At 55.8% G+C, this 20,424-nt stretch carries 10 protein-coding genes; 3 read left to right on the forward strand and 7 right to left on the reverse strand.

What is annotated here, in order from left to right:
* Positions 1–152: 152 nt before the first annotated feature.
* The gene (gene rlmI / locus ACE3MN_RS17285) at positions 153–1,355 is read left to right on the forward strand and encodes a 23S rRNA (cytosine(1962)-C(5))-methyltransferase RlmI (RefSeq protein WP_004871539.1); all 1,203 of its coding nucleotides are present in this window, start codon (positions 153–155) and stop codon (positions 1,353–1,355) included.
* Between the two features lie 60 nt (positions 1,356–1,415).
* A complete protein-coding gene (gene hspQ / locus ACE3MN_RS17290; protein ID WP_004871541.1) occupies positions 1,416–1,733 on the forward strand; it encodes a heat shock protein HspQ in 318 nt (105 codons plus the stop codon).
* A 36-nt stretch (positions 1,734–1,769) separates the two neighbouring features.
* Here the strand turns inward: hspQ and ACE3MN_RS17295 are convergent, their stop codons facing one another.
* The 7 genes from ACE3MN_RS17295 to ACE3MN_RS17325 form a co-directional block, all read right to left on the reverse strand.
* Positions 1,770–2,702, reverse strand: coding sequence for a hypothetical protein (locus ACE3MN_RS17295; RefSeq protein WP_064411183.1), 933 nt, complete (start codon positions 2,700–2,702; stop codon positions 1,770–1,772).
* A 42-nt stretch (positions 2,703–2,744) separates the two neighbouring features.
* Positions 2,745–5,888 carry a glycosyltransferase gene (locus ACE3MN_RS17300; protein WP_064342418.1) on the reverse strand — a complete coding sequence of 1,048 codons (3,144 nt, stop codon included), beginning with the start codon at positions 5,886–5,888 and terminating at the stop codon, positions 2,745–2,747.
* 236 nt (positions 5,889–6,124) lie between these two features.
* On the reverse strand, positions 6,125–7,330 hold the full coding sequence (locus ACE3MN_RS17305) for an HlyD family efflux transporter periplasmic adaptor subunit (RefSeq protein ID WP_004131043.1): 1,206 nt from the start codon (positions 7,328–7,330) through the stop codon (positions 6,125–6,127).
* Entirely contained in the window at positions 7,327–9,474 is a 2,148-nt protein-coding gene (locus tag ACE3MN_RS17310) for a type I secretion system permease/ATPase (RefSeq protein ID WP_004871548.1), read from the reverse strand. The genes ACE3MN_RS17305 and ACE3MN_RS17310 overlap by 4 nt, the downstream gene beginning before the upstream one ends.
* Complete coding sequence (locus tag ACE3MN_RS17315) at positions 9,471–10,907, reverse strand: TolC family outer membrane protein (protein ID WP_102650283.1); 1,437 nt, start codon at positions 10,905–10,907, stop codon at positions 9,471–9,473. Before ACE3MN_RS17315 ends, ACE3MN_RS17310 begins: the two co-directional genes overlap by 4 nt.
* A 170-nt stretch (positions 10,908–11,077) precedes the next feature.
* Positions 11,078–18,769, reverse strand: coding sequence for a BapA/Bap/LapF family large adhesin (locus ACE3MN_RS17320; protein ID WP_375364117.1), 7,692 nt, complete (start codon positions 18,767–18,769; stop codon positions 11,078–11,080).
* Between the two features lie 602 nt (positions 18,770–19,371).
* Positions 19,372–19,785: a CoA-binding protein gene (locus tag ACE3MN_RS17325; RefSeq protein ID WP_004871554.1), complete on the reverse strand. Its 414-nt coding sequence runs from the start codon at positions 19,783–19,785 to the stop codon at positions 19,372–19,374.
* Positions 19,786–19,939: 154 nt separating this feature from the next.
* Here ACE3MN_RS17325 and mgsA point away from each other — a divergent pair, with 154 nt between their 5' ends.
* A complete protein-coding gene (gene mgsA / locus ACE3MN_RS17330) occupies positions 19,940–20,398 on the forward strand; it encodes a methylglyoxal synthase (RefSeq protein WP_024360052.1) in 459 nt (152 codons plus the stop codon).
* Positions 20,399–20,424: the final 26 nt, after the last annotated feature.

Here is a 20,424-nt window from a genome sequence, read left to right on the forward strand (position 1 = left end):
CGCGGCGTGATTTTTATTGTGCCAAAGCGCCTGCGTTTTGTGCCGAAACGCTCACCTGTCGATACCGGTGGAATGGTGCTTGCCGCAGCCACTTGTGCTAACCTACGCGCCATTTTTTCGGTGCCGACATTCCCGTTGCTTAAAGGTAGCCCATGACAGACTCCATTTTCCCCCGCTTAGTGTTAACCAAAGGACGCGAGAAATCCCTGCTGCGTCGCCATCCGTGGATTTTCTCCGGCGCCGTCGCCCGAATGGAAGGTAAAGCCCGTTCAGGTGAGACCATCGATATCGTTGATTCGCAGGGAAAATGGCTGGCCCGCGGCGCCTATTCACCGTCTTCGCAGATCCGCGCCCGCGTCTGGAGCTTCGATCGCGATGAAGCCATTGATAACGCCTTTTTCGAGCGTCGTCTTCAGCAGGCGCAAACCTGGCGCGAGTGGCTGGCAGCCCGCGACGGGCTTGATAGCTATCGCCTGATAGCCGGTGAATCCGACGGCCTGCCGGGCGTGACCATCGACCGTTTTGGCGACTTTTTTGTTCTGCAGCTGCTGAGCGCCGGTGCCGAATACCAGCGCGCGGCGATTGTCAGCGCGCTGCAAACGCTGTTCCCGAACTGCGCTATCTACGATCGTAGCGACGTCGCGGTACGTAAAAAAGAGGGGCTGGAGCTGGCGCAGGGTCCGGTTGTCGGCGAGCTGCCGCCTGCCCTGCTGCCGATTACCGAGCACGGTATGCAGCTGCTGGTAGACATTCAGGGCGGCCATAAAACCGGCTATTACCTTGACCAGCGCGACAGCCGTCTGGCGACGCGTCGCTACGTCGCCGATAAGCGCGTGCTGAACTGCTTCTCCTATACCGGCGGTTTTGCCATCTCCGCGCTAATGGGCGGCTGCCGCCAGGTTGTCAGCGTTGATACCTCCCAGGAGGCGCTGGACGTCGCCAGACAGAACGTTGAGCTGAACAAGCTGGACCTGTCAAAAGCGGAGTTCATCCGCGACGACGTCTTCAAGCTGCTGCGTAAATATCGTGACGCCGGGGAAAAGTTCGATGTTATCGTGATGGATCCGCCGAAGTTTGTGGAAAATAAAAGCCAGCTGATGGGCGCCTGCCGCGGCTATAAGGACATCAACATGCTGGCGATTCAGCTATTGAATCCCGGCGGCATCCTGCTGACCTTCTCCTGTTCCGGCCTGATGACCACCGATTTATTTCAGAAAATCGTTGCCGATGCCGCCCTGGATGCCGGACGTGATGTACAATTTATAGAACAGTTCCGCCAGGCTGCCGATCATCCGGTGATAGCAACCTACCCGGAGGGGCTGTATCTGAAAGGGTTTGCTTGCCGCATCATGTAACTTGAAAAATGGAGAATCGGCCCGCATATAGCAGGTAATCATGTCTCCCGGGAGGTGCTTATGATAGCCAGCAAATTCGGTATCGGCCAACAAGTTCGCCACACGCTTCTGGGCTACCTGGGCGTGATCGTCGATGTCGATCCAGAGTACTCGCTCACGGAGCCGGAGGAGGACGAAATCGCCGCTAACGACGAACTGCGTCTTGCGCCCTGGTACCACGTGGTGATGGAGGACGATGATGGTCAGCCGATTCACACTTATCTTGCAGAAGCGCAGCTGAGCAGCGAAGCCAGCGATGAGCATCCGGAGCAACCGTCGCTGGACGAACTGGCGCGAACCATTCGCCAGCAGCTGCAGGCTCCCAGATTGCGTAACTGATCTCAAAAACCCGCGTTGCGGGTTTTTTATTGCCCTTTATCTCTGCGCGGCATTTGACAGCGCCTGGCAAATCAGACTATTGAATTGTCCGTCACGCTGCTGTTGTTCACTCCAGCGGTCGTTTGCCCGCTTCATTGCGCGGGAAATCCCCTCGCTGGTAAGCGCAAGCTGCTGAAAAAAAGGCGCCAGCATCGTACCGCCGGGCAAAACCAGAGTTTTAAACACCGGACTCCCGTCAGCGTAACGGTACGTTAGCGCTTTTTCAGGCAGTATTGTTGGCGCAAAATACTGCTGCGCATAGCTGGCCCAGAAGTTCGCCGCCCCATAGCCGCGCGAGAAATTACTTTCACACCCGGAAGGCTCAGCCAGCGGCGAAACTCTTTTCTCCGGGGCTCTGAAGGCATTTTCCATCCAACGCGCCATTCCCTCCAGGTACCATCTCTGTTTAAAAACCGCGTAACCGTACTGGTATAAATGGAATAATTCATGGGCTGGCGTAACGTTGCGCGCGGGCTGCAGCCCGGCGTTAAGCACGATTTTTAAGCCGCAGGGCAGCGCCGTTCCGTCGCTCATCGTTTCCGCCGCCACGCGATCGAAGGCAAGGCCATGACCTTTAGGAAGCGCCAGCAGATAGAGGTTAATCTGTCGGGCCTGGGCATAAATCTTCTGCCGCAGAGGCGAGCGCAGGCCCAGCCGCGACGTGTAGAGATATTGCGCCGCCTGTAGCTGACGACCAATATCTTTTATAACGTCCGGCACGCCATCGCCGGTACTGTCCTGCGGATATCGCAGGGCATCTTTGCCCTGCAGGCTGTAGTAAATATGAAAGTCATCGACCACGTGCGTTTTTTCCAGACGATGCTCATGAAGCAGGGAGCCGGGAACGCAGCGCGAAACCTGCACGACATCGCGCGCCAGCAGCGGCGAACTGCAGCAGGACGCCAGCAGTAGCGCGATGACTCCCCTCATCGCCGCTCCAGGGGGCCAGGCAAAGGGAAAAGGCGCTGACGGTTATCCAACGTTAGCCGCCTGATGACGCTTTTTTTCCGGCCTGCTCTCCAGCTCCGTCCCGGTATCCAGCTGACGTTCGCTTGCCTGCCGCCATGCCGCCCATCGTCCGGCGATCGCGCTGGCGTAGTAGCGTTGCGCGTTGCGCAGCGCAGCCTGCTGCATACTTTGCTGTAGCGTCTTGTCGGAGATAACCTTGATCATCGCCGCCGCCAGCGCGCCCTCATCGCCGCAGGGCACCAGAATCCCCGCCTGCCGGTCCTGCAGGATGTCGCGCGGGCCATATTTAATGGCAAAGCTAATCAGCGGCGTACCGTATGCCATCGCCTCGACGGCGGAAATGGACTGCCCCTCCTGAGTCGAACAAAGCACCGTGCAGCAGGCCGTTTTATGCGCCTGCGCGATGTCGGAGGTGAAGCCGTTGATATGGATAGCCTGCTCCAGCCCCCACTCCGCCACCTGCGCGCTTAAGCTGCGCCGCAGCGGCCCTACCCCGTAAGTGTGCAGCTGCGCGTCGGGGATCGCCTTCACCACCTGACGAAACGCGCTCAGCAGTAAAGCGTGCTGCTTCTCTTCCGAGTAGCGCGCCAGGTAAATGACCGTTTGCGAAGGCGTCTTCTGCGGGTTCGCCGGTATAGCGCCGTTATCGAGATGGTTGGGGATCACCGCCATCCGGGCGGCCGGAAATCCCTCCTGCTGCAGGTCCTGCCACTGTTCATCGGTCAGGACAATCAGCTGGTCTACGAGTTCCGGCTGTTCCAGGATATGCCGGTATGAGCTTTTCAGCGCCCCGTTAGACAACTGATGATGGGAGTGGATAATCGCGCTCAGCGTGCAGGCCATACGCTGGGCGGGCCGTGAGCAAACGAAGCTTTTCCACGTTTTATTTTTATCGACGATAAAGTGCCAGCGCCCTTTTTCCGCCAACCGGGTTTCCAGCATCCACGCATAAAACGCCTCTTCCTGAGCAAAGCGTTTAACGTCCCCTCCCGGCAGAGCGATTTCAAGATGGCTTAGCTGCACGTTGCCCTTTTTTTCGTCAAAGCTTTTGCGCAGCAGAATATTGCCGGCGCGATCAATATAGTCTTCGATGATTCTCCCCTGCGGACGCAGCAGGAAGTTGTGTTTACCCACCGGTAGATCCGCGGTGGGATTCACGGCATGTCTGAGCTCAATATTGCCCACCAGCGGCGCCAGCGCAGAGATCGCATTCAGCTCAAGACAATCGCTTAGCCAGGCATAAAGGTTATAAACCGGCACCTCTTCGGGCAGCGCGCCGCGGGCTTTCAGCGCCTTAACCGCCGTGGAGAGTTCGGGATTCCACGTCGCGGTAATCAGCCAGGGTACGGTGCGCAGATGTTCGGTGAACAGTTTCGCCCGGCGCATGGCCGCCACCTCAATACCGTTGCCGACGTCACGCAGCGTCTCCAGCAAAAACACGGGGGTCGCGCTATTCGCCGGCTGCGTGTCGTCCTGCTGGAGCGGCGGCTTTTTTGCCGCTAAATGGTATTTCTGGTAGGCGATAAAGCCGGAAAGATAGTGCTCAACATCATCGATACGCACGCGGTAGCTGTGGTGGCGAATAAAGAAGCTGTTAACGATCCGCGCGGGATTTTTAAAGAACATCGCCAGCTCGGGCCAGAAAAAGCCGTTCAGCAGATAGCGGGCGCGGGCCTCCAGCGCCTGCCAGAACTTCTGCTGGTCAAAATCCGCCAGCAGATGACGATGCTCGGGCGAGGCGTCCAGCCGGGTCACCATTTCAGACGCCGCCATCATTAATTCCAGCAGCGTGGGATAGGTGGTGACGCGATGCAGCACGAAATCAAGATGATCGCGCACGTTATTCAGGCCAAAGCGAAAGTACTTCTCTTGCGGACGGAAGCGGGTCAATTCATTCACGCAGTAGCTCAACCAGTGGTCGTGATGCTGCCAGTGTTTATTTTTAATGAAATAGGCGAAGGCTTTCTCCACCATCTCCAGCCACTGCGGCGCGTTGGTCAGGCCGTACAGGCGCATCAGGGCAAAAGCCGCTTCGCCATCGTAATAAATGATGCGGAATTTGGCTTTCAGCGACAGATCGCGGCTATTTAATACATGAACAAACTGGCCGCTGAGCGGATCCTGCATAAAAGCAATGCCGGTCGCCAGCTGCGCCATCAGCGGTAGATATTGCCGGTCTCCGGTCGTTTCGGTGTATTTCACCAGCGCCAGGATGCTGACGGCGTTGCCGCCGAGCTTGATCTCATCGCCCACATCGCAGAGAAACGCCGCCTCGCGGCCATCGTCCAGCGTCCGCACTTCAATCAGCGTGTTAACCAGGTACGCAATCGCCCGGTCTATCGCCTGACGAACCGACAGCTGACGCGTCGCCTCCCAGCCCTCGATCAGCGAATAGGTCGAGCTGGCATGGCGCAGCGCGTTATAGGAGCGGACCGGGCGATCGAAACAGGGAAACCAGCCGTAATGGTAGAGGCCGTCTTGTTTTACCTGGCGGGCCAGATAATCGGTGCCTTTTTTAATCACCTCGGCCAGGCACTCGTCCTGCCACTCTTCCCCGATGACGCGATAGCCGGAACCCCGTCCGGTGTGTTCAATCACTTTTGCCCCAAAACGATCGCAGAAGACGCCCTGAGTTTTAAAGCGCCAGAGCGGCTGCTGCGGATCTTGCGGCCAGCTCAGCGTCTGCTTAAACCGCCGCTGGGCGTAGTTTTCCAGATTGACGCTATTCGGCGCCACGACGCCGTTATCCCCGTCATAGAGCAGCGCGTTACCGGTAATTTCTTGCTCAAGCATCGCGCAGCTAAACTGCGGATCAAACGCGAGGCCAAAGCGAAAATAGTTACGCTTGGTGACCATGAATTTTTCGTTGAGGGATTGCCAGCTGAGCTTTTCCACGCTGTCCACGATGTCAATCCGCAGCCACTGCGGTTCGCTGTCCTGTTTTTTACGCCACTCCTGCAGCGCTCTGGCCCCCGCCAGCCACGCGAGGTCAAAGCTGGTTCCGCTGGAGATATGAGTATGCGCGCGTGACTTACCATCGCTGACGCTGAAGAAGATGACCCATGCCGGATAGTCAGAGGGCAATTCGGTGGATTTTAATTTTTTCGCCTGAAAGCAGGCTTGTTGCAGTAAGTCACTTAGCGCCATCTTTCCCTCTCCGTATATTCAAGAATGCGTTGCATGTTTAAAAATTATTATTTCAACCCGTTTTGGAAATTGCGCTTATGTCTTTGCCCGGCACACTCCCCGGAGGCGGCGCTTAACGCGCCTTGTCCGGGCTACCGGCTCGCAGACGGCTGTGAATCCGTAGCCCGGCTAAGCGTAGCGCAAGCCGGGGAAGACGCTGCGCCGATATATCAGCCCGGCACAGGTCAGCCATCGAATTAACGTTCTCTTAATGCTTCTTTTGCCCGATTAAACGGTTTGACCAGATAATCCATGACCGTTTTTTCCCCGGTCTTAATATCAACGGTGGCAATCATTCCCGGGCCGATTAAAAAGCGCTTGCCGCTTTTATTTTCCAGGTAATCGTAGTCAGTTCGAATAAACACCCGGTAGTAGTAAATATCGGGTTTAGCTTCGTCCTGGGTTGTATCCGGCGATATGGTTTCCACCACGCCGTTAAGCGCGCCATAGATGGCATAATCATAGGCGGTAATTTTCACCAGCGCCTGCTGGTCAGGATGAATAAAAGCGATATCGCGCGGTGAAATCCGCGCTTCGATTAATAACCGGCCATCTACCGGAACAATTTCCATCAGCTCACCGTTGGGCGCAATAACCCCACCAATGGTGTTGACCTTGATATTTTTTACGATCCCCTGCACCGGCGAGCGAACGGTTAAGCGCGTGACCGAATCGGCGCGGCCTTTAATCACTTCCGCCAGGCTGGCCACGTCGGCATTGGCTTTTGACAGCTGTTCACGCGCGTCAACAAAATAGCGGGTATTAAGATCGATCTTTTTAAAACTGATATCCGCGACCTGCTGGCGAAGACGCAGCACTTCAACGTTGCTCGCCGCCCCGGTTTTCGCCAGCCTTTCGGTGATGGCCAGTTCGCTATTGACCAGTTTTAGCGACTCGTCCAGCTGGCGCGTCGATTTGCTCAACTGCTCCTTGCGGCTATGGTAGAGGCGAGTCTCTTCCGCCAGCAGCGCGGGCCAGGCTTTCAGGGAGTCGGGAAACGCCAGCGGCTGATTGTTGACCTCGGCAGTTAAACGAATGCTCGCCGCCAGCGAGGCGCGATATTTCGCCTGGCTTTCGCCGACGTTAGATTCGCTGCGGGTGGGGTCGAGGCGGGCCACGACCTGTCCGGCTTGTACCTTGCTACCTTCCCGCACGTTCAGCTCGGTTAAAATACCGCCGTCGAGGGTTTGTATTACCTGCTCCCGGGAGCTGGGGATCACTTTCCCGGTGCCCGTTGAGACTTCGTCCAGCACCGCGAACCATGCCCAGACGCCGCCCACCAGCAGCATCACGGCCAGCAGGAGAATCAGCCGCCGCGATTTTACGATCTGCGCTTCGTCTTGTTCGCTCTCCGGAAGCAGCGCCACCGGGTCGTTGTCGGCCAGTAAGGGAAATTTACTCATATATTCACCACCTGACCGCGGGCTTTCTCTTGTTCAAAGACCGTCGCTTTGGGTTTATCCAGCGCCAGCTGCCCGTCCTGGATAACCAGGATCCGGTCAACGATATTGAGCACCGCCGCTTTGTGCGTGGCGATAATCATCGTTCTTTCACCGGCCCACTGCGCCAGCTGTTCCACAAAAGCTTTTTCCGTTCGCTCGTCGAAAAACGAGGTCGGCTCATCGAGCAGGATAATGTTCGGATCGCGCAGCAGCGTTCTGGCCAGCAGCAGCGACTGCCGCTGGCCGCCTGACAGCCCCAACCCGCCTTCCATAACGACGTGTTCAAGACCAAGAGGCAGTTTGCGCACGAACTCCAGCGCGCCGCACAGGGTAAGCACCGAGAAGATTTCATCATCCGTCGCCGCCGGACGCCCGAGGATCAGGTTCTCGCGCAGGGTGCCGTGGAACAGCCGCGCCTCCTGGGTCAGCAAGGTGGCGTTGCGGCGAATATCGGCGAGGTCGATCTGCGGCAGGCTTAAATCATCCAGCCGCAGCTCGCCGGAGACCAGCTCGATGTTGCCCATCATCGCCTGCAGCAAGGTCGATTTACCGGCGCCGATTCGTCCAAGAACAGCGATTCTCTCCCCGGCTTTTATCGACAGTTGATTAATCCGCAGCGGGATGGCGGCGTCGTTAAGGCCGTAGCGGAATTCCGCCTGGCGGAACTCGTAGTTGCCGTGCAGCACGGCGCGGTGAACCCGGGGTTCGTCCTGCCCCCCTTCGACCGGCAGCGCCATCAGCGTATCGAGGCTGGCCTTCGCCGTTTTCACCTGCTGCCAGCGGGCAAGTACCCCGCACAGCGCGGTCATCGGCGCCACCATGCGGGTCGATAGCATCGATGCCGCCACCATCGCCCCGGTGGTGATGTCGCCATTAATCACCAGCGGCGCGCCGACCACTACCACCGTGGCGTACAGCAGGTTTTGCACCGACATTCCCCAGCTGACCAGGCCGTGGGTGAGCCTGCGCGTTTTGACCCCCGACTCGGCGGTAATCGCGATATAGCTATTCCACTGATGCAAGAAACGGCTTTCCGCCTGCATCATTTTGATGTCCTGCAATCCCTGGATGCTTTCCACCAGGATGGCGTTACGTAAGGTATTTTCGTGCTGGTTTTTATTGGCCAGCGCCGCCAGCTTGCGCTGCAATAGCAGGCCGGGGAGGATCATCAGGACCGTCGCCACCGGCGCAATCCAGCTTAGCCACGGCGAGACAATAAACAGCACCACCTGAAACAGGAGAAAGAACGGTAAATCCGCCACGATGGTCATCATCGTCGAGGTCATCATTTCTCGCACCTGCTCCAGCTCGCGGATTTGCGAAATAAAGCTCCCCGTCGAGCGCGGCACCGCGCTGTTTTTCAGGCGCAGCGCGTGGCCGAAGACCCGGTCAGAAACGCGAATATCCCCGCGTTTGCCGAGCAGATCCGTGACGTGCCCGCGCATAATTTTCAGCACAAAAGCAAAGACCGCCGCCAGCAATACGCCGCTGAACAGAACATAAAGCGTGGGATAAGACTGCGCCGGGATCACCCGATCGTAAACCTGCATCGAAAACAGAATTCCGCTCAGCGCGAGAACGTTGATAGCGAAAGACGCCAGCATCACGTGCATATAGGGGCGAATATCTTTCAGTACAATTTTGCGTAGCCAGTCCGGCTGAAAGCGGGCCAGATAGCTCTCGGTGCGAATATCCCTTTCCGGCGCCGCCGGGCGAAAAGCAATGGTCTTTTCAATTTCCGGCAGCAGGGTTTCCAGCGGGCAGTAGCTGAGCAGCGCGAGCTCCTTCACAAACCGCACCCCAACGGCGTTATTGACGTCAACGCTTTCAACCACGGCGATTTGGCCGTCGCGCAGCTGGATGACTAGCGGTAGCCGCCAGGCCGACATTTTCTGATCGGCGGCGGATAAAATCTGGCAGTTTAGCCCGGCGTGGCGCGCCAGGTGCCGAAGCGCCTCCGGCAGGGTTTTCTGCGTCGCCCACTCGGCGGCGGCATGCAGCGTTCCGGGCGAAAAGCTTTGTCGATAGTGGTTGGCAATAAAGGCTATCGCATTGGACCAGTCGATCAGATGCGGTATCCCGGCGCGTTCATCTTGTGGGGTCATGGGCGGATCTCCACGCCCTGGATATTTTGTTTTTCCAGCGCGAACACCGTGCGCATCTTGCCGGTGCTGAACAGGCAGTCCAGCTCCAGAGAGCGCAGTTGCGATTCCGTCAGGACCTGGCTAAATCTGGCCTGGTAAATTTCCTGATCGACGTTGAGCAGATCCAGCAGCGGGCGCGAACCGAGCTGAAGGTACTGATCCTGATACAGCGCCCGGGTTTGTTCGCCCAACGCCTGCTGGCGCTTCTGAATACCCAGCGACTGAGTCAGATTAACCGCTTCATCGCGCGAGGCGTTGAGCTTCTGGCTGGCGTCCAGTTGCGCGGTTTTGATCGCCGCATTCGCCGCCGCCAGGCTTTGCTGGGCGGCGTCGCGGGAGGCGGTCATCGCCCCGCCCTGATAGATAGGCATCTGCACTTTCACCCAAGCGGAATATTGCGTTTTATTGAGCACCGCGCTGTTGGCGTAGTTATCGTTGAGGTAGTGGGTAACTTCCGGCTCAAGGGAAATCGTCGGCAGCATTTGCGCGTTGGCGTTATCCAGCTGCGCCTGCGCCTGGCCGGCCTGGGCCAGCGCCGCTAATACCGCAGGCACTGAGCGGTAATCGATTTTGACTACCGCGCAGGCGGCATCCATCCCCTGCGGGACGTCATCCGTTACCGTGGCGATTCCGCCGATGCCAATGTAGGTCGCGAGCGTGGCTTTCCAGCGCTCAAGGGCCGCCTGATATTGCAGGAGCGTGGATTGCGCGCCTTCCACGCGAGTGTCGGTCTGCACGACGTCCGATAAAGACGACGCCCCCGCATCGTTGCGCTGGCGAATAAGATCGCCAATCTGTTTGAGCGACTCGACCTGCGCTTTGGCGATGTCCACCAGCTTTTGATAGCCCTGAACCTGGACTACCGCCGCCGCGGTGTCATGAGCGACCTGATCGATGCTCAGCATGACGGTGGCCTGCTGTTGGGCAACGCCGGAGTCTGCGGCTCTGACCGAGCTGGACACTTTGCCGAAGTCGTAAAGCATTTGCGATACCGAGACGACCAACGATGGCGTATATCCGGCATCAGAATAGGTATTACTATAACCATTATTCATACCCGCACTAACTTGCGGGTAATATTTGGCTTTCGCCACGTCGACTTTCTGCGCCATCTCCTGGAGTTTACTCACCTCCTGGGTTATAGATGGATGCCAGTTTACCGCATTTTTTACCGCTTTTTTAATATCCAGCGGGCCGGATATTCGGCTTTGGCTATTAATAATCTCTTCGTTATACCCCGCCACCAGTTGGCTATCGGTTAAGCGCTGGCTGCTAATATCATTCGGCATCAAATATGAATTTTCCGCATGAGCAAAAAACGCCGGATTCAAAGAAATAAAGAGGGCTGTATAGCCGCAGGTTATGACATTCCTTTTTTGTTTAAATAGACGCATCAAATTTACCCTTCAGAAAACACGCACTGAAAAAACGGATATAATCATTTCCGCATCATTATTTTTATTAAATGATAGTCGGCTATCTCCCGGTTCACTGACCGATTCATTCCTCCCCTATTAAATAACCTCGACGGCGCGTCCCTGCGCCATCAGCGTTATAACGCCTGTTAGTTGGAGTTATTCGTATCAATCAGCTCGTTGAGCGAATTGATATGCACCCCTTCCAGCGTAATTAAGGTTGTTGATTGATGGTCTCCGGCCCCGCCGTCGCGGTCGATGGATACCACCGTGTTATTGCCAACGTAGCTCAGGGTCACATAGTTGCCCAGGCTGCTGCTGTTACCATCCCAGTCAACCAGCAGCGCCGACACATCGATATGATCCCCTTGCGCAACCGAGAAATCCTTCCAGGTATCGCCGCCGTTGCCGCCGCTATTGTCATCAGCCAGCAGGTTGTAAACCACCGTGTCGGCCCCGATACCCAGGGTGAAGGTATCGTCATAAGCGGTGCTGTGAATATCGTCGCCGTTCACGCTGCCGGTAATCTGCGGATGCAGATCGATGGTCAGCGTCGCCGCGGAAGAGCCGCCATTGCTGTCGTTCACCGTGTAGGCAAAGACCTCCTTATGGGTGATTGTCGACACATCCAGACCTGCATTCAGACTGTAGGTATAAGAACCATTATTCGCCATCGTCAGGTTGCCATAGTCACCGTAAATTGTGACGCTGGTTGCGCTTACGCTACTACCGTCGCTGGTGGTGATACTGCCGTTGCTGTGGAAGGTCCATGATTCGGCACTGCCAGAGGAAGTATGTCCGGCGACGGTGTATGAGGCATACAGCACGCCATGGAAATCTTCCGTACCGCCCGAGTTGTTTCCGTTCTGGATATTCCCGCTGACGTTGGTTCCTGCCACCGTATAATGCGTTGCGGTATCGATCGTCGTACCGGCGATCGTTGCACCTACCGTATAGTTCGGTGGTGTGGTGACGAAATTATCCAGAGTGGCAGTAGCTTTAGAAGCCAGGACCATCTCGTAATTTCCTTCGCTCAATGCCACACCCGTTAGCGTTAGCGTATCCGTAGCGCTAGCTGTGGCGCCGATAATCGTGGTCAAGCTTTCTGTCGGCGTCCCTTGCCATACCAGGACCTTACTGCCATCGCTGAGTACGTGATAAATGCTGACCGTGCTGTCAATCCTGACGGTATTGACCACTGAGCCACTCGCGGTGTAGTTCACATTCACCGAGAGGGTATCCATTTCGCGATCGGCCCCCACGCTAAAGTTAATCAACTTACTCGCTGATACTCCGCTCCCGCTCGACTTACCGCTGGTGTTCAGCCCCGTGGTGTCAATCGCCGGAACATTCACCGTTGCCAGCGCCGTTGCCACGTTCAGCGCAACCACGTCATTCACCGCCAGCGAAGCCGGGCTGTCGATATCGAACGTCAGCGTCGTGCTCGCCGTGTGGCCCAGACTGTCGGTTATGGTGTAGGTAAAGACCTCCGATTGGCCGACGCTATTCACTCCGCCATAAGGCTGATAGGTATAGCTACCGTCGCTGTGAATGGTCAGCGATCCCCAGGCACCGGCTATCGTCGTTCCGCTGCTGGTGACCGCCACCGGATCGGCGTCGATAACCGAGGTGGCGGTGACGCTGGTCACCTTAATATTTACCCCGGAGTCCGCCACGTCGCCGTCGCCATCGCTTTGCAGGACGTTCCCCGTCAGGCTGTCGGTGTGATAGCCCTCAGAGTCGGTGACCGACACGTTGATAAAGGTGCCCAGGTTCAGGTCCAGCAACGCGCCCAACAGGCCGCCGGTATTCGGTGAAGAGACCACCGCCGTGTACGATCCTGAAGGTAACATTGAGGACCAGCCGCCGCCGCTGTAGCCCAGGCTGAGACCCAGTCCGTCAACATTAATATTGACGGCGTTGGTCAGAACCTGCACCACTTCGCCGGTCGCCTTATCGACGATTGAGAGATCCGCCGTAAAGGACGATGCCCCGCCCAGCAGGCTCAGCAACGTGCTCAAGGCCGCGCCCAGGCTCAGGCCAGTGCTCCCCGAGACAGTGAGCAGCACTTTTTCGTTCGCGCCGGCGGCGACGTCAAAGTCAAAACTATTGCCGTTAAGCAAACCTACATTGACGTTACCGAGTAACGAGACGCCGACCAGTTGTCCGACGGTACCGCTTTCGCCATTAAGATTATCGAACGTCGCGGTCAGGTCCGTCTCCTGCGCATCCGGATTGGCCTGCGCCGGTTCGATATTTCCTCCGATATTGATCGTCAGAGAAGTGGTCGATGTATTCCCCGCTGCATCGGTAATGGTGTAGCTAAAGACATCCGATTGACCGACAGCGGCTCCGCCTTTGGTCAACTGGTAGCTATAGCTGCCGTCAGAGTGAATGGTCAGTACGCCATAAGCCCCCGTGACGTTGACGCCAGCGCTGGTCACGGTCACTGCGGTCGATCCGTCAACGGAGTCCGATACCGCGCTGGTGACCGTGATGCCCTGGCCGCTGTCCTGCATATCGCCGCTGGCGGTGTTGTCCAGCACGTTTCCTTCAATGGCGCCGACGCTATAGCCAACGGAGTCCGTCACGTCCACGTTGACGAAGCTTGCTACCTGAGCCTCCGCCAGCGCGTTGATCAGCGATACCAGGGCGCCGTTACTTTCCGGTGCAGAGATAATCATGGTGTAGTCGCCCGCCGGCAGATTGGCAAAGGACGCCGTGCCGCTATAGGTGAGCCCGCCAAGCAGGCTCGCCGAGATAGAGACGCTGTTTTCCGCAATCGCCACGACTTCGCCGGTGACCGTATTCACCACCGACAGATCGGCGCTCAGGGTGTTTCCAGCCCCCAGCAGGTTGACGATGGTGGTCAGCAATCCGCTCGCCGTGAGCAGCGAGTTGCCGTTCACCGACACCGTCATATCCTCAACGGTTCCGGAACCCACGCTAAAGCGCAGATTATTGCCCGACAGCAGCGAGACATCGACGGTGCTGAGTAGCGTCAGGCCAACCAGTTGACCGCTGGTGCCGCTGACGTTATTCAGGTTTCCGTCCTGAGTCACCACATCCGGGCTGTTGCTATCCGGTACAGCCTCGATATCGCTATCGGAGTCGGAGTCGCTGTCTGAATCCGAATCGCTGTCAGAATCCGAATCGCTGTCGGAATCAGAATCGCTGTCGCTATCCGAGTCGCTGTCGGAGTCAGAGTCGCTGTCAGAATCGGAGTCACTGTCGGAATCCGAGTCACTGTCAGAATCGGAGTCGCTGTCAGAGTCAGAATCGCTGTCCGAATCCGCATCGCTGTCGGAGTCCGAGTCACTATCCGAATCAGAATCGCTGTCGGAATCCGAATCGCTGTCGGAGTCCGAGTCACTATCAGAATCCGAGTCGCTGTCCGAATCGGAATCGCTGTCAGAATCCGAGTCGCTGTCAGAGTCCGAATCGCTGTCGGAATCCGAGTCACTGTCAGAGTCAGAATCGCTGTCCGAATCGGAATCGCTGTCCGAATCCGCATCGCTGTCGGAGTCCGAGTCACTATCCGAATCAGAATCGCTGTCGGAATCCGAATCGCTGTCGGAATCCGAATCGCTGTCGGAGTCCGAGTCACTATCAGAATCCGAGTCGCTGTCCGAATCGGAATCGCTGTCAGAATCCGAGTCGCTGTCAGAGTCCGAATCACTGTCGGAATCCGAGTCACTGTCCGAATCCGAGTCGCTGTCGGAATCGCTGTCAGAATCCGAGTCGCTGTCAGAGTCAGAATCGCTGTCGCTATCCGAGTCGCTGTCCGAATCCGAATCGCTGTCAGAGTCGGAATCACTGTCAGAATCCGAGTCGCTGTCGGAGTCAGAATCACTGTCGGAATCGGAGTCGCTGTCAGAGTCCGAATCGCTGTCGGAATCGGAATCGCTGTCAGAATCCGAGTCGCTGTCGGAGTCGGAATCGCTATCGGAATCCGAATCGCTGTCAGAGTCGGAATCGCTGTCGCTATCCGAGTCGCTGTCCGAATCCGAATCGCTGTCAGAGTCGGAATCACTGTCAGAATCGGAATCGCTGTCAGAGTCAGAATCGCTGTCCGAATCCGCATCGCTATCCGTATCATCAGCCAGACCAATATTGATAGTCAGCGTCGTGGTAGCCGTATCACCATCCGCATCCGTAATGGTGTAGGTAAAGACCTCCGTTTGGCCGACAGAATCAGCGTCCCCGGTCGCGTGATAGGTGTAAGAACCATCGGCATAGATCACCAGCGTACCGTAGGCGCCCTCGACAATCGTTCCACCTGAACTAACCGTTTCCGCCGTTGCCCCCGGCACCGAAGTCGCAATGATGCTAGTCACGGTAATATCCGTACCGATATCACCAACATCCCCGCCAGCATCCGTCTGCAGGACGTTACCGCTGATAATCGCGGACTCGTATCCTACGGAATCGGTTACCGCAACATCCACCGCGGTCACCACGCTGATATTTGCCAGGAAGTTCACCAGCGTCGGCAGCAGTCCGGTATTCGTCGGCGACGAGATCACCACCGTATAGTTACCTTCCGGCAGATCGCTGAAGCTGGCGCCACCGCTGTAATCCAGGCTGACGCCTCCCGCCGTGATAGTCACCGCATTCGACGCCAACGCAACCACTTCGCCGGTCGCCGTATTCACCACCGCGAGATCGGCCTGGAAGGTATCGGTACCGCCCAGCAGAAGCAGCAGCGTATTGATCAGTGCCGCCGAACTCAGCGTTGTCCCGCCGGAAATATCCAGCACCACATCCTGAGTCGTTCCACTCGCGACGGTAAAGTCAAAGTTGTTGCCGCTAAGCAGCGAAACATCAACTACGCCAAGCAAGTTCACGCCAGTCAACTGGGTAATCGTACCGTTTACACCATCGAGATTGTCATGGTTCTCAGAGATCAGCGCAGTATTGGTATCCGCGTTGGCCTGCGGAATATCCGAGTCGCTGTCAGAGTCGGAATCGCTGTCGGAATCGGAATCGCTGTCTGAATCCGAGTCGCTGTCCGAATCGGAATCGCTGTCGGAGTCCGAATCGCTGTCCGAATCGGAGTCGCTGTCGGAGTCAGAATCGCTGTCAGAATCGGAGTCGCTGTCGCTATCCGAGTCACTATCGGAATCGGAGTCGCTGTCGCTATCGCTATCGGAATCGCTGTCGGAGTCAGAGTCGCTGTCAGAATCGGAGTCGCTGTCGGAATCCGAGTCGCTGTCGGAATCCGAGTCGCTGTCAGAATCCGAGTCGCTGTCAGAATCCGAGTCGCTGTCAGAGTCCGAGTCGCTGTCAGAGTCCGAGTCGCTGTCGCTATCCGAGTCGCTGTCAGAGTCTGAGTCGCTGTCGGAATCCGAATCGCTGTCCGAATCCGAGTCACTGTCCGAATCCGAGTCACTGTCCGAATCCGAGTCGCTGTCAGAGTCAGAATCGCTGTCAGAGTCAGAATCGCTGTCGGAGTCAGAATCGCTGTCAGAGTCCGAGTCGCTGTCGGAATCGGAGTCGCTGTCAGAGTCCGAGTCACTGTCGGAGTCTGAATCGCTGTCAGAGTCTGAGTCGCTGTCGGAGTCAGAATCGCTGTCAGAATCCGAGTCGCTGTCGGAGTCCGAGTCACTGTCGGAGTCCGAATCGCTGTCCGAATCCGAGTCACTGTCCGAATCCGAGTCGCTGTCAGAGTCGGAATCGCTGTCTGAATCCGAGTCACTGTCAGAATCCGAGTCGCTGTCGGAATCCGAATCGCTGTCGGCATCGGAATCGCTGTCCGAATCCGAGTCGCTGTCAGAATCCGAATCACTGTCCGAGTCAGAATCGCTGTCGGAGTCAGAGTCGCTGTCGGAATCCGAATCGCTGTCAGAGTCCGAATCGCTGTCGGAATCGGAGTCGCTGTCAGAGTCGGAATCGCTGTCAGAGTCCGAGTCGCTGTCAGAGTCCGAGTCACTGTCCGAATCCGAGTCGCTGTCGGCATCGGAATCGCTGTCCGAATCCGAGTCGCTGTCAGAGTCCGAGTCGCTGTCAGAATCCGAATCACTGTCCGAGTCAGAATCGCTGTCGGAGTCAGAGTCGCTGTCAGAGTCTGAATCGCTGTCGGAGTCAGAGTCACTATCCGAATCAGAATCGCTGTCGGAATCGGAGTCACTGTCCGAATCAGAATCGCTGTCTGAATCCGAATCGCTGTCGCTATCAGAGTCGCTGTCGGAATCGGAGTCGCTGTCCGAATCCGAGTCACTGTCGGAGTCCGAATCGCTGTCGGAATCCGAGTCATCGCTGAGATCGACAGTCAATTCAAATATCGGGGAACGCTCGCTGACGTTCCCGGCCTTGTCGGTCACCGTCGTGCTCAGGCTGTGGCTACCTTCGGTCAGCGCTCCCGGGGTAAAGCTCCAGCGGCCATCCTCGCCCGCTATCGCAGTGCCCAGGACGGTATCACCGTCATAAATTGTGACCGTGGCACCCGCTTCCGCCGTGCCGCTCAGGGTCGGCGTATCATCATCCGTTACGCTGCCGTTGTTGAGAATGCCTGTTTCTTCACCTGCATTATCAGTCACCTGCAGATCGCTGACCGGCACCACCGTAGTGTCCACCGTAAGTTCAAACGCCGGTGAACGCTCGCTGACGTTCCCGGCTTTGTCGGTCACCGTGGTGCTCAGGCTGTGGCTACCTTCGGCCAGCGCTTCCGGAGTAAAGCTCCAGCGCCCGTCAACACCCGCAATCACGGTGCCCAGCACGGTGTCGCCGTCATAGATCGTGACCGTAGCGCCCGCTTCCGCTGTGCCGCTCAGGGTCGGCGTGGTGTCGTTGGTCAGATCTCCGCTCTGCAGCGGACCAGTGTGCTCAGCTACGTCATCGGTTACCTGTGGAGCGCTGGCAGCGGGCGCAGTGGTATCTATCGTCAGCTCAAACGCCGGTGAACGCTCGCTGACGTTCCCGGCTTTGTCGGTCACCGTCGCGCTGAGGTTGTGGGTCCCCTCGCTCAGCTCCGGTAAAGTGAAGCTCCAGTTGCCATTCTCATCCACCACGACAGTACCTAGTACGGTATCGCCGTCGTAAATCGTTATTGTTGCCCCTGCTTCTGCCGTTCCTTTAATCTCTGGGGTCGTATCGTCGGTTACATCTCCAGAATGCAGAACGCCGGTGATGGGACCGACATTGTCATTCACCGTAATATTCTCTGCCGCGGTAGGTAACTCGGTATCTGAGTCGCTGTCAGAATCCGAATCGCTATCGGCATCGGAGTCGCCATCGCTATCAGAGTCACTATCTGAATCTGAATCTGAATCTGAATCGGAGTCGCTGTCAGAATCCGAATCACTATCCGAATCGGAGTCGCTGTCGGAGTCCGAATCGCTGTCCGAATCCGTATCACTATCGGAGTCCGAGTCACTATCAGCATCTGAGTCGCTTTCAGAGACCGAAGAGTGGTGGTCTTTGTTTGAGGTGCCGGCGAACATCGCCGCAATGCCCAGCAAAGCCGCGCCCGCCATGACCCAACCAGCAATACTTTGTCCTGCGCCACCGGTCGCGATGACTTCTGAAAGATCGCTAATCAGCGAATAGTGTGCTCCATCGGTACCCGCGCCTTCCAACCACCATAATGCGCCGGTCTCATCATCCATAAGAACCAAATCACTGTGCTGCCCATGCTCATCCACAACGAAAAAGTTTTTAATTGTAACGGTGTCACCGTTATGGAGTTTTAGAACAAGATCATTACCTTGGCGGGTATACGAACTTATATCCTCACGTTTAACGTGCAGGAGAACCACTGACTGCGTATTGAGATTAATTTGATTGCCATCAACGGTGTATTCAACACCTGTTTCTTTCACTGTCACATTTATATTTTTCATCAGGTTGCACCCTTGAGATGAAGACGCAGTCAGAGGTATGAGATAATTCTTAATTATGCACCTTATTAGATATACCAGTTCCCGGCGTCCCGCAAGGTTAAAGGAAAACAGATGATTTACATTCTGAAATAAATAAAAAACATTAAATTACAACCAGTTAAAATAATAAGCTTACATTTTAAAATGTTAATTAAGGCTATAATTAAAATCGTTACTCACGGTTATTACAATGAAGATAAAATTATGGATAATACATTTCCTATATCACCAAACCTGCTTTCAAGCGCTACCCGAAAAATATCTGTGATATTAGTCATATAAATGACATGAGAAAAAACAATTATTTTTTTAAACTTTAAAATATTTTACAAGGATTCCCCATGTATTTTCTATGGTTTATTTATAAAAAATAAATTATCTGTCGGAGAAGATTTTTCGTAATAAGGGAGATAAAGTCAGGAAGGTGTCCGTTAAACCCACAGAGATAATGTGATTTATTTTTAAATAAAGAAACGTTTCGATGTAGTTTTAATTAAAATTCTGCCCCTATATAACTTAATTAATATTGATAATAAAAAACCCCGTCAGGCGGGGTTTTAGGTTTATCGGGCTAGTCCCAATCGAGGGATCTCAATCGCCGGACAGCGATCCATCACCACGTTAAGTCCAGCATCCCGAGCGAGGACAGCAGCCTGTTCGTTGATTACCCCCAGCTGTAGCCACAGCGTTTTCGCACCGATAGCCACCGCCTCCTGGGCAACGCCCCAGGCCGCTTCCGAGTTACGGAAAACATCGACCATATCTACTTTTTCCGGCACGTCAGCAAGCGTGGCATATCCCTTTTGCCCCAGAAGAGTAGTACCTGCCACCTTAGGGGAAACGGGAATAACGTGATATCCCTGATCCAGAAGGTACTTCATCACCCGGTAGCTGGGGCGGTCAGGTTTGTCGCTTGCTCCCACCAGGGCGATAGTCCGCGTCGAGGTCAGAATACCTGCGATATCATTCTCTTTCATCATCATCCTCCTGCTATTTAGCCCAAGTGTATGCTAATCCGGATGAATCAGCATGAGTCCTGACCTACAGATGCGTCAAATTTTTTCATCCTGACGCTTGCAGCAACAATCACTTCCAGTAATCTGTCTACAGGCCAAAATGTGGAATGAAATGATGGAACTAACAACACGTACATTGCCAGCGCGCAAGCATATTGCACTGGTCGCTCACGATCACTGTAAAGATATGCTGATGAAATGGGTCGAGCGCCACCAGCAACTGCTGGCGCAACACACGTTATCAGCAACAGGAACGACCGGAAATCTGGTGTCACGCGCAACCGGGCTGGAGGTGCAGGCGATGCTGAGTGGTCCCATGGGCGGCGACCAGCAGGTAGGAGCGCTGATTTCAGAAGGTAAAATCGATGTATTGATTTTTTTCTGGGATCCGCTGAATGCCGTGCCGCACGATCCGGATGTGAAAGCGTTATTACGTTTGGCAACGGTATGGAATATTCCCGTCGCCACCAACGTTTCGACCGCCGACTTTATTATCCAGTCCCCGCACTTCAACGACCCTGTTGATATCCTGATCCCTGATTATCAACGCTACCTTGCAGAGCGTCTGAAATAAAACCTGCTGGCGGCCATGCCGCCAGT

This window comes from Klebsiella grimontii (assembly GCF_042137965.1).
In the GTDB taxonomy this organism is placed as follows: Bacteria; Pseudomonadota; Gammaproteobacteria; order Enterobacterales; family Enterobacteriaceae; genus Klebsiella; species Klebsiella grimontii.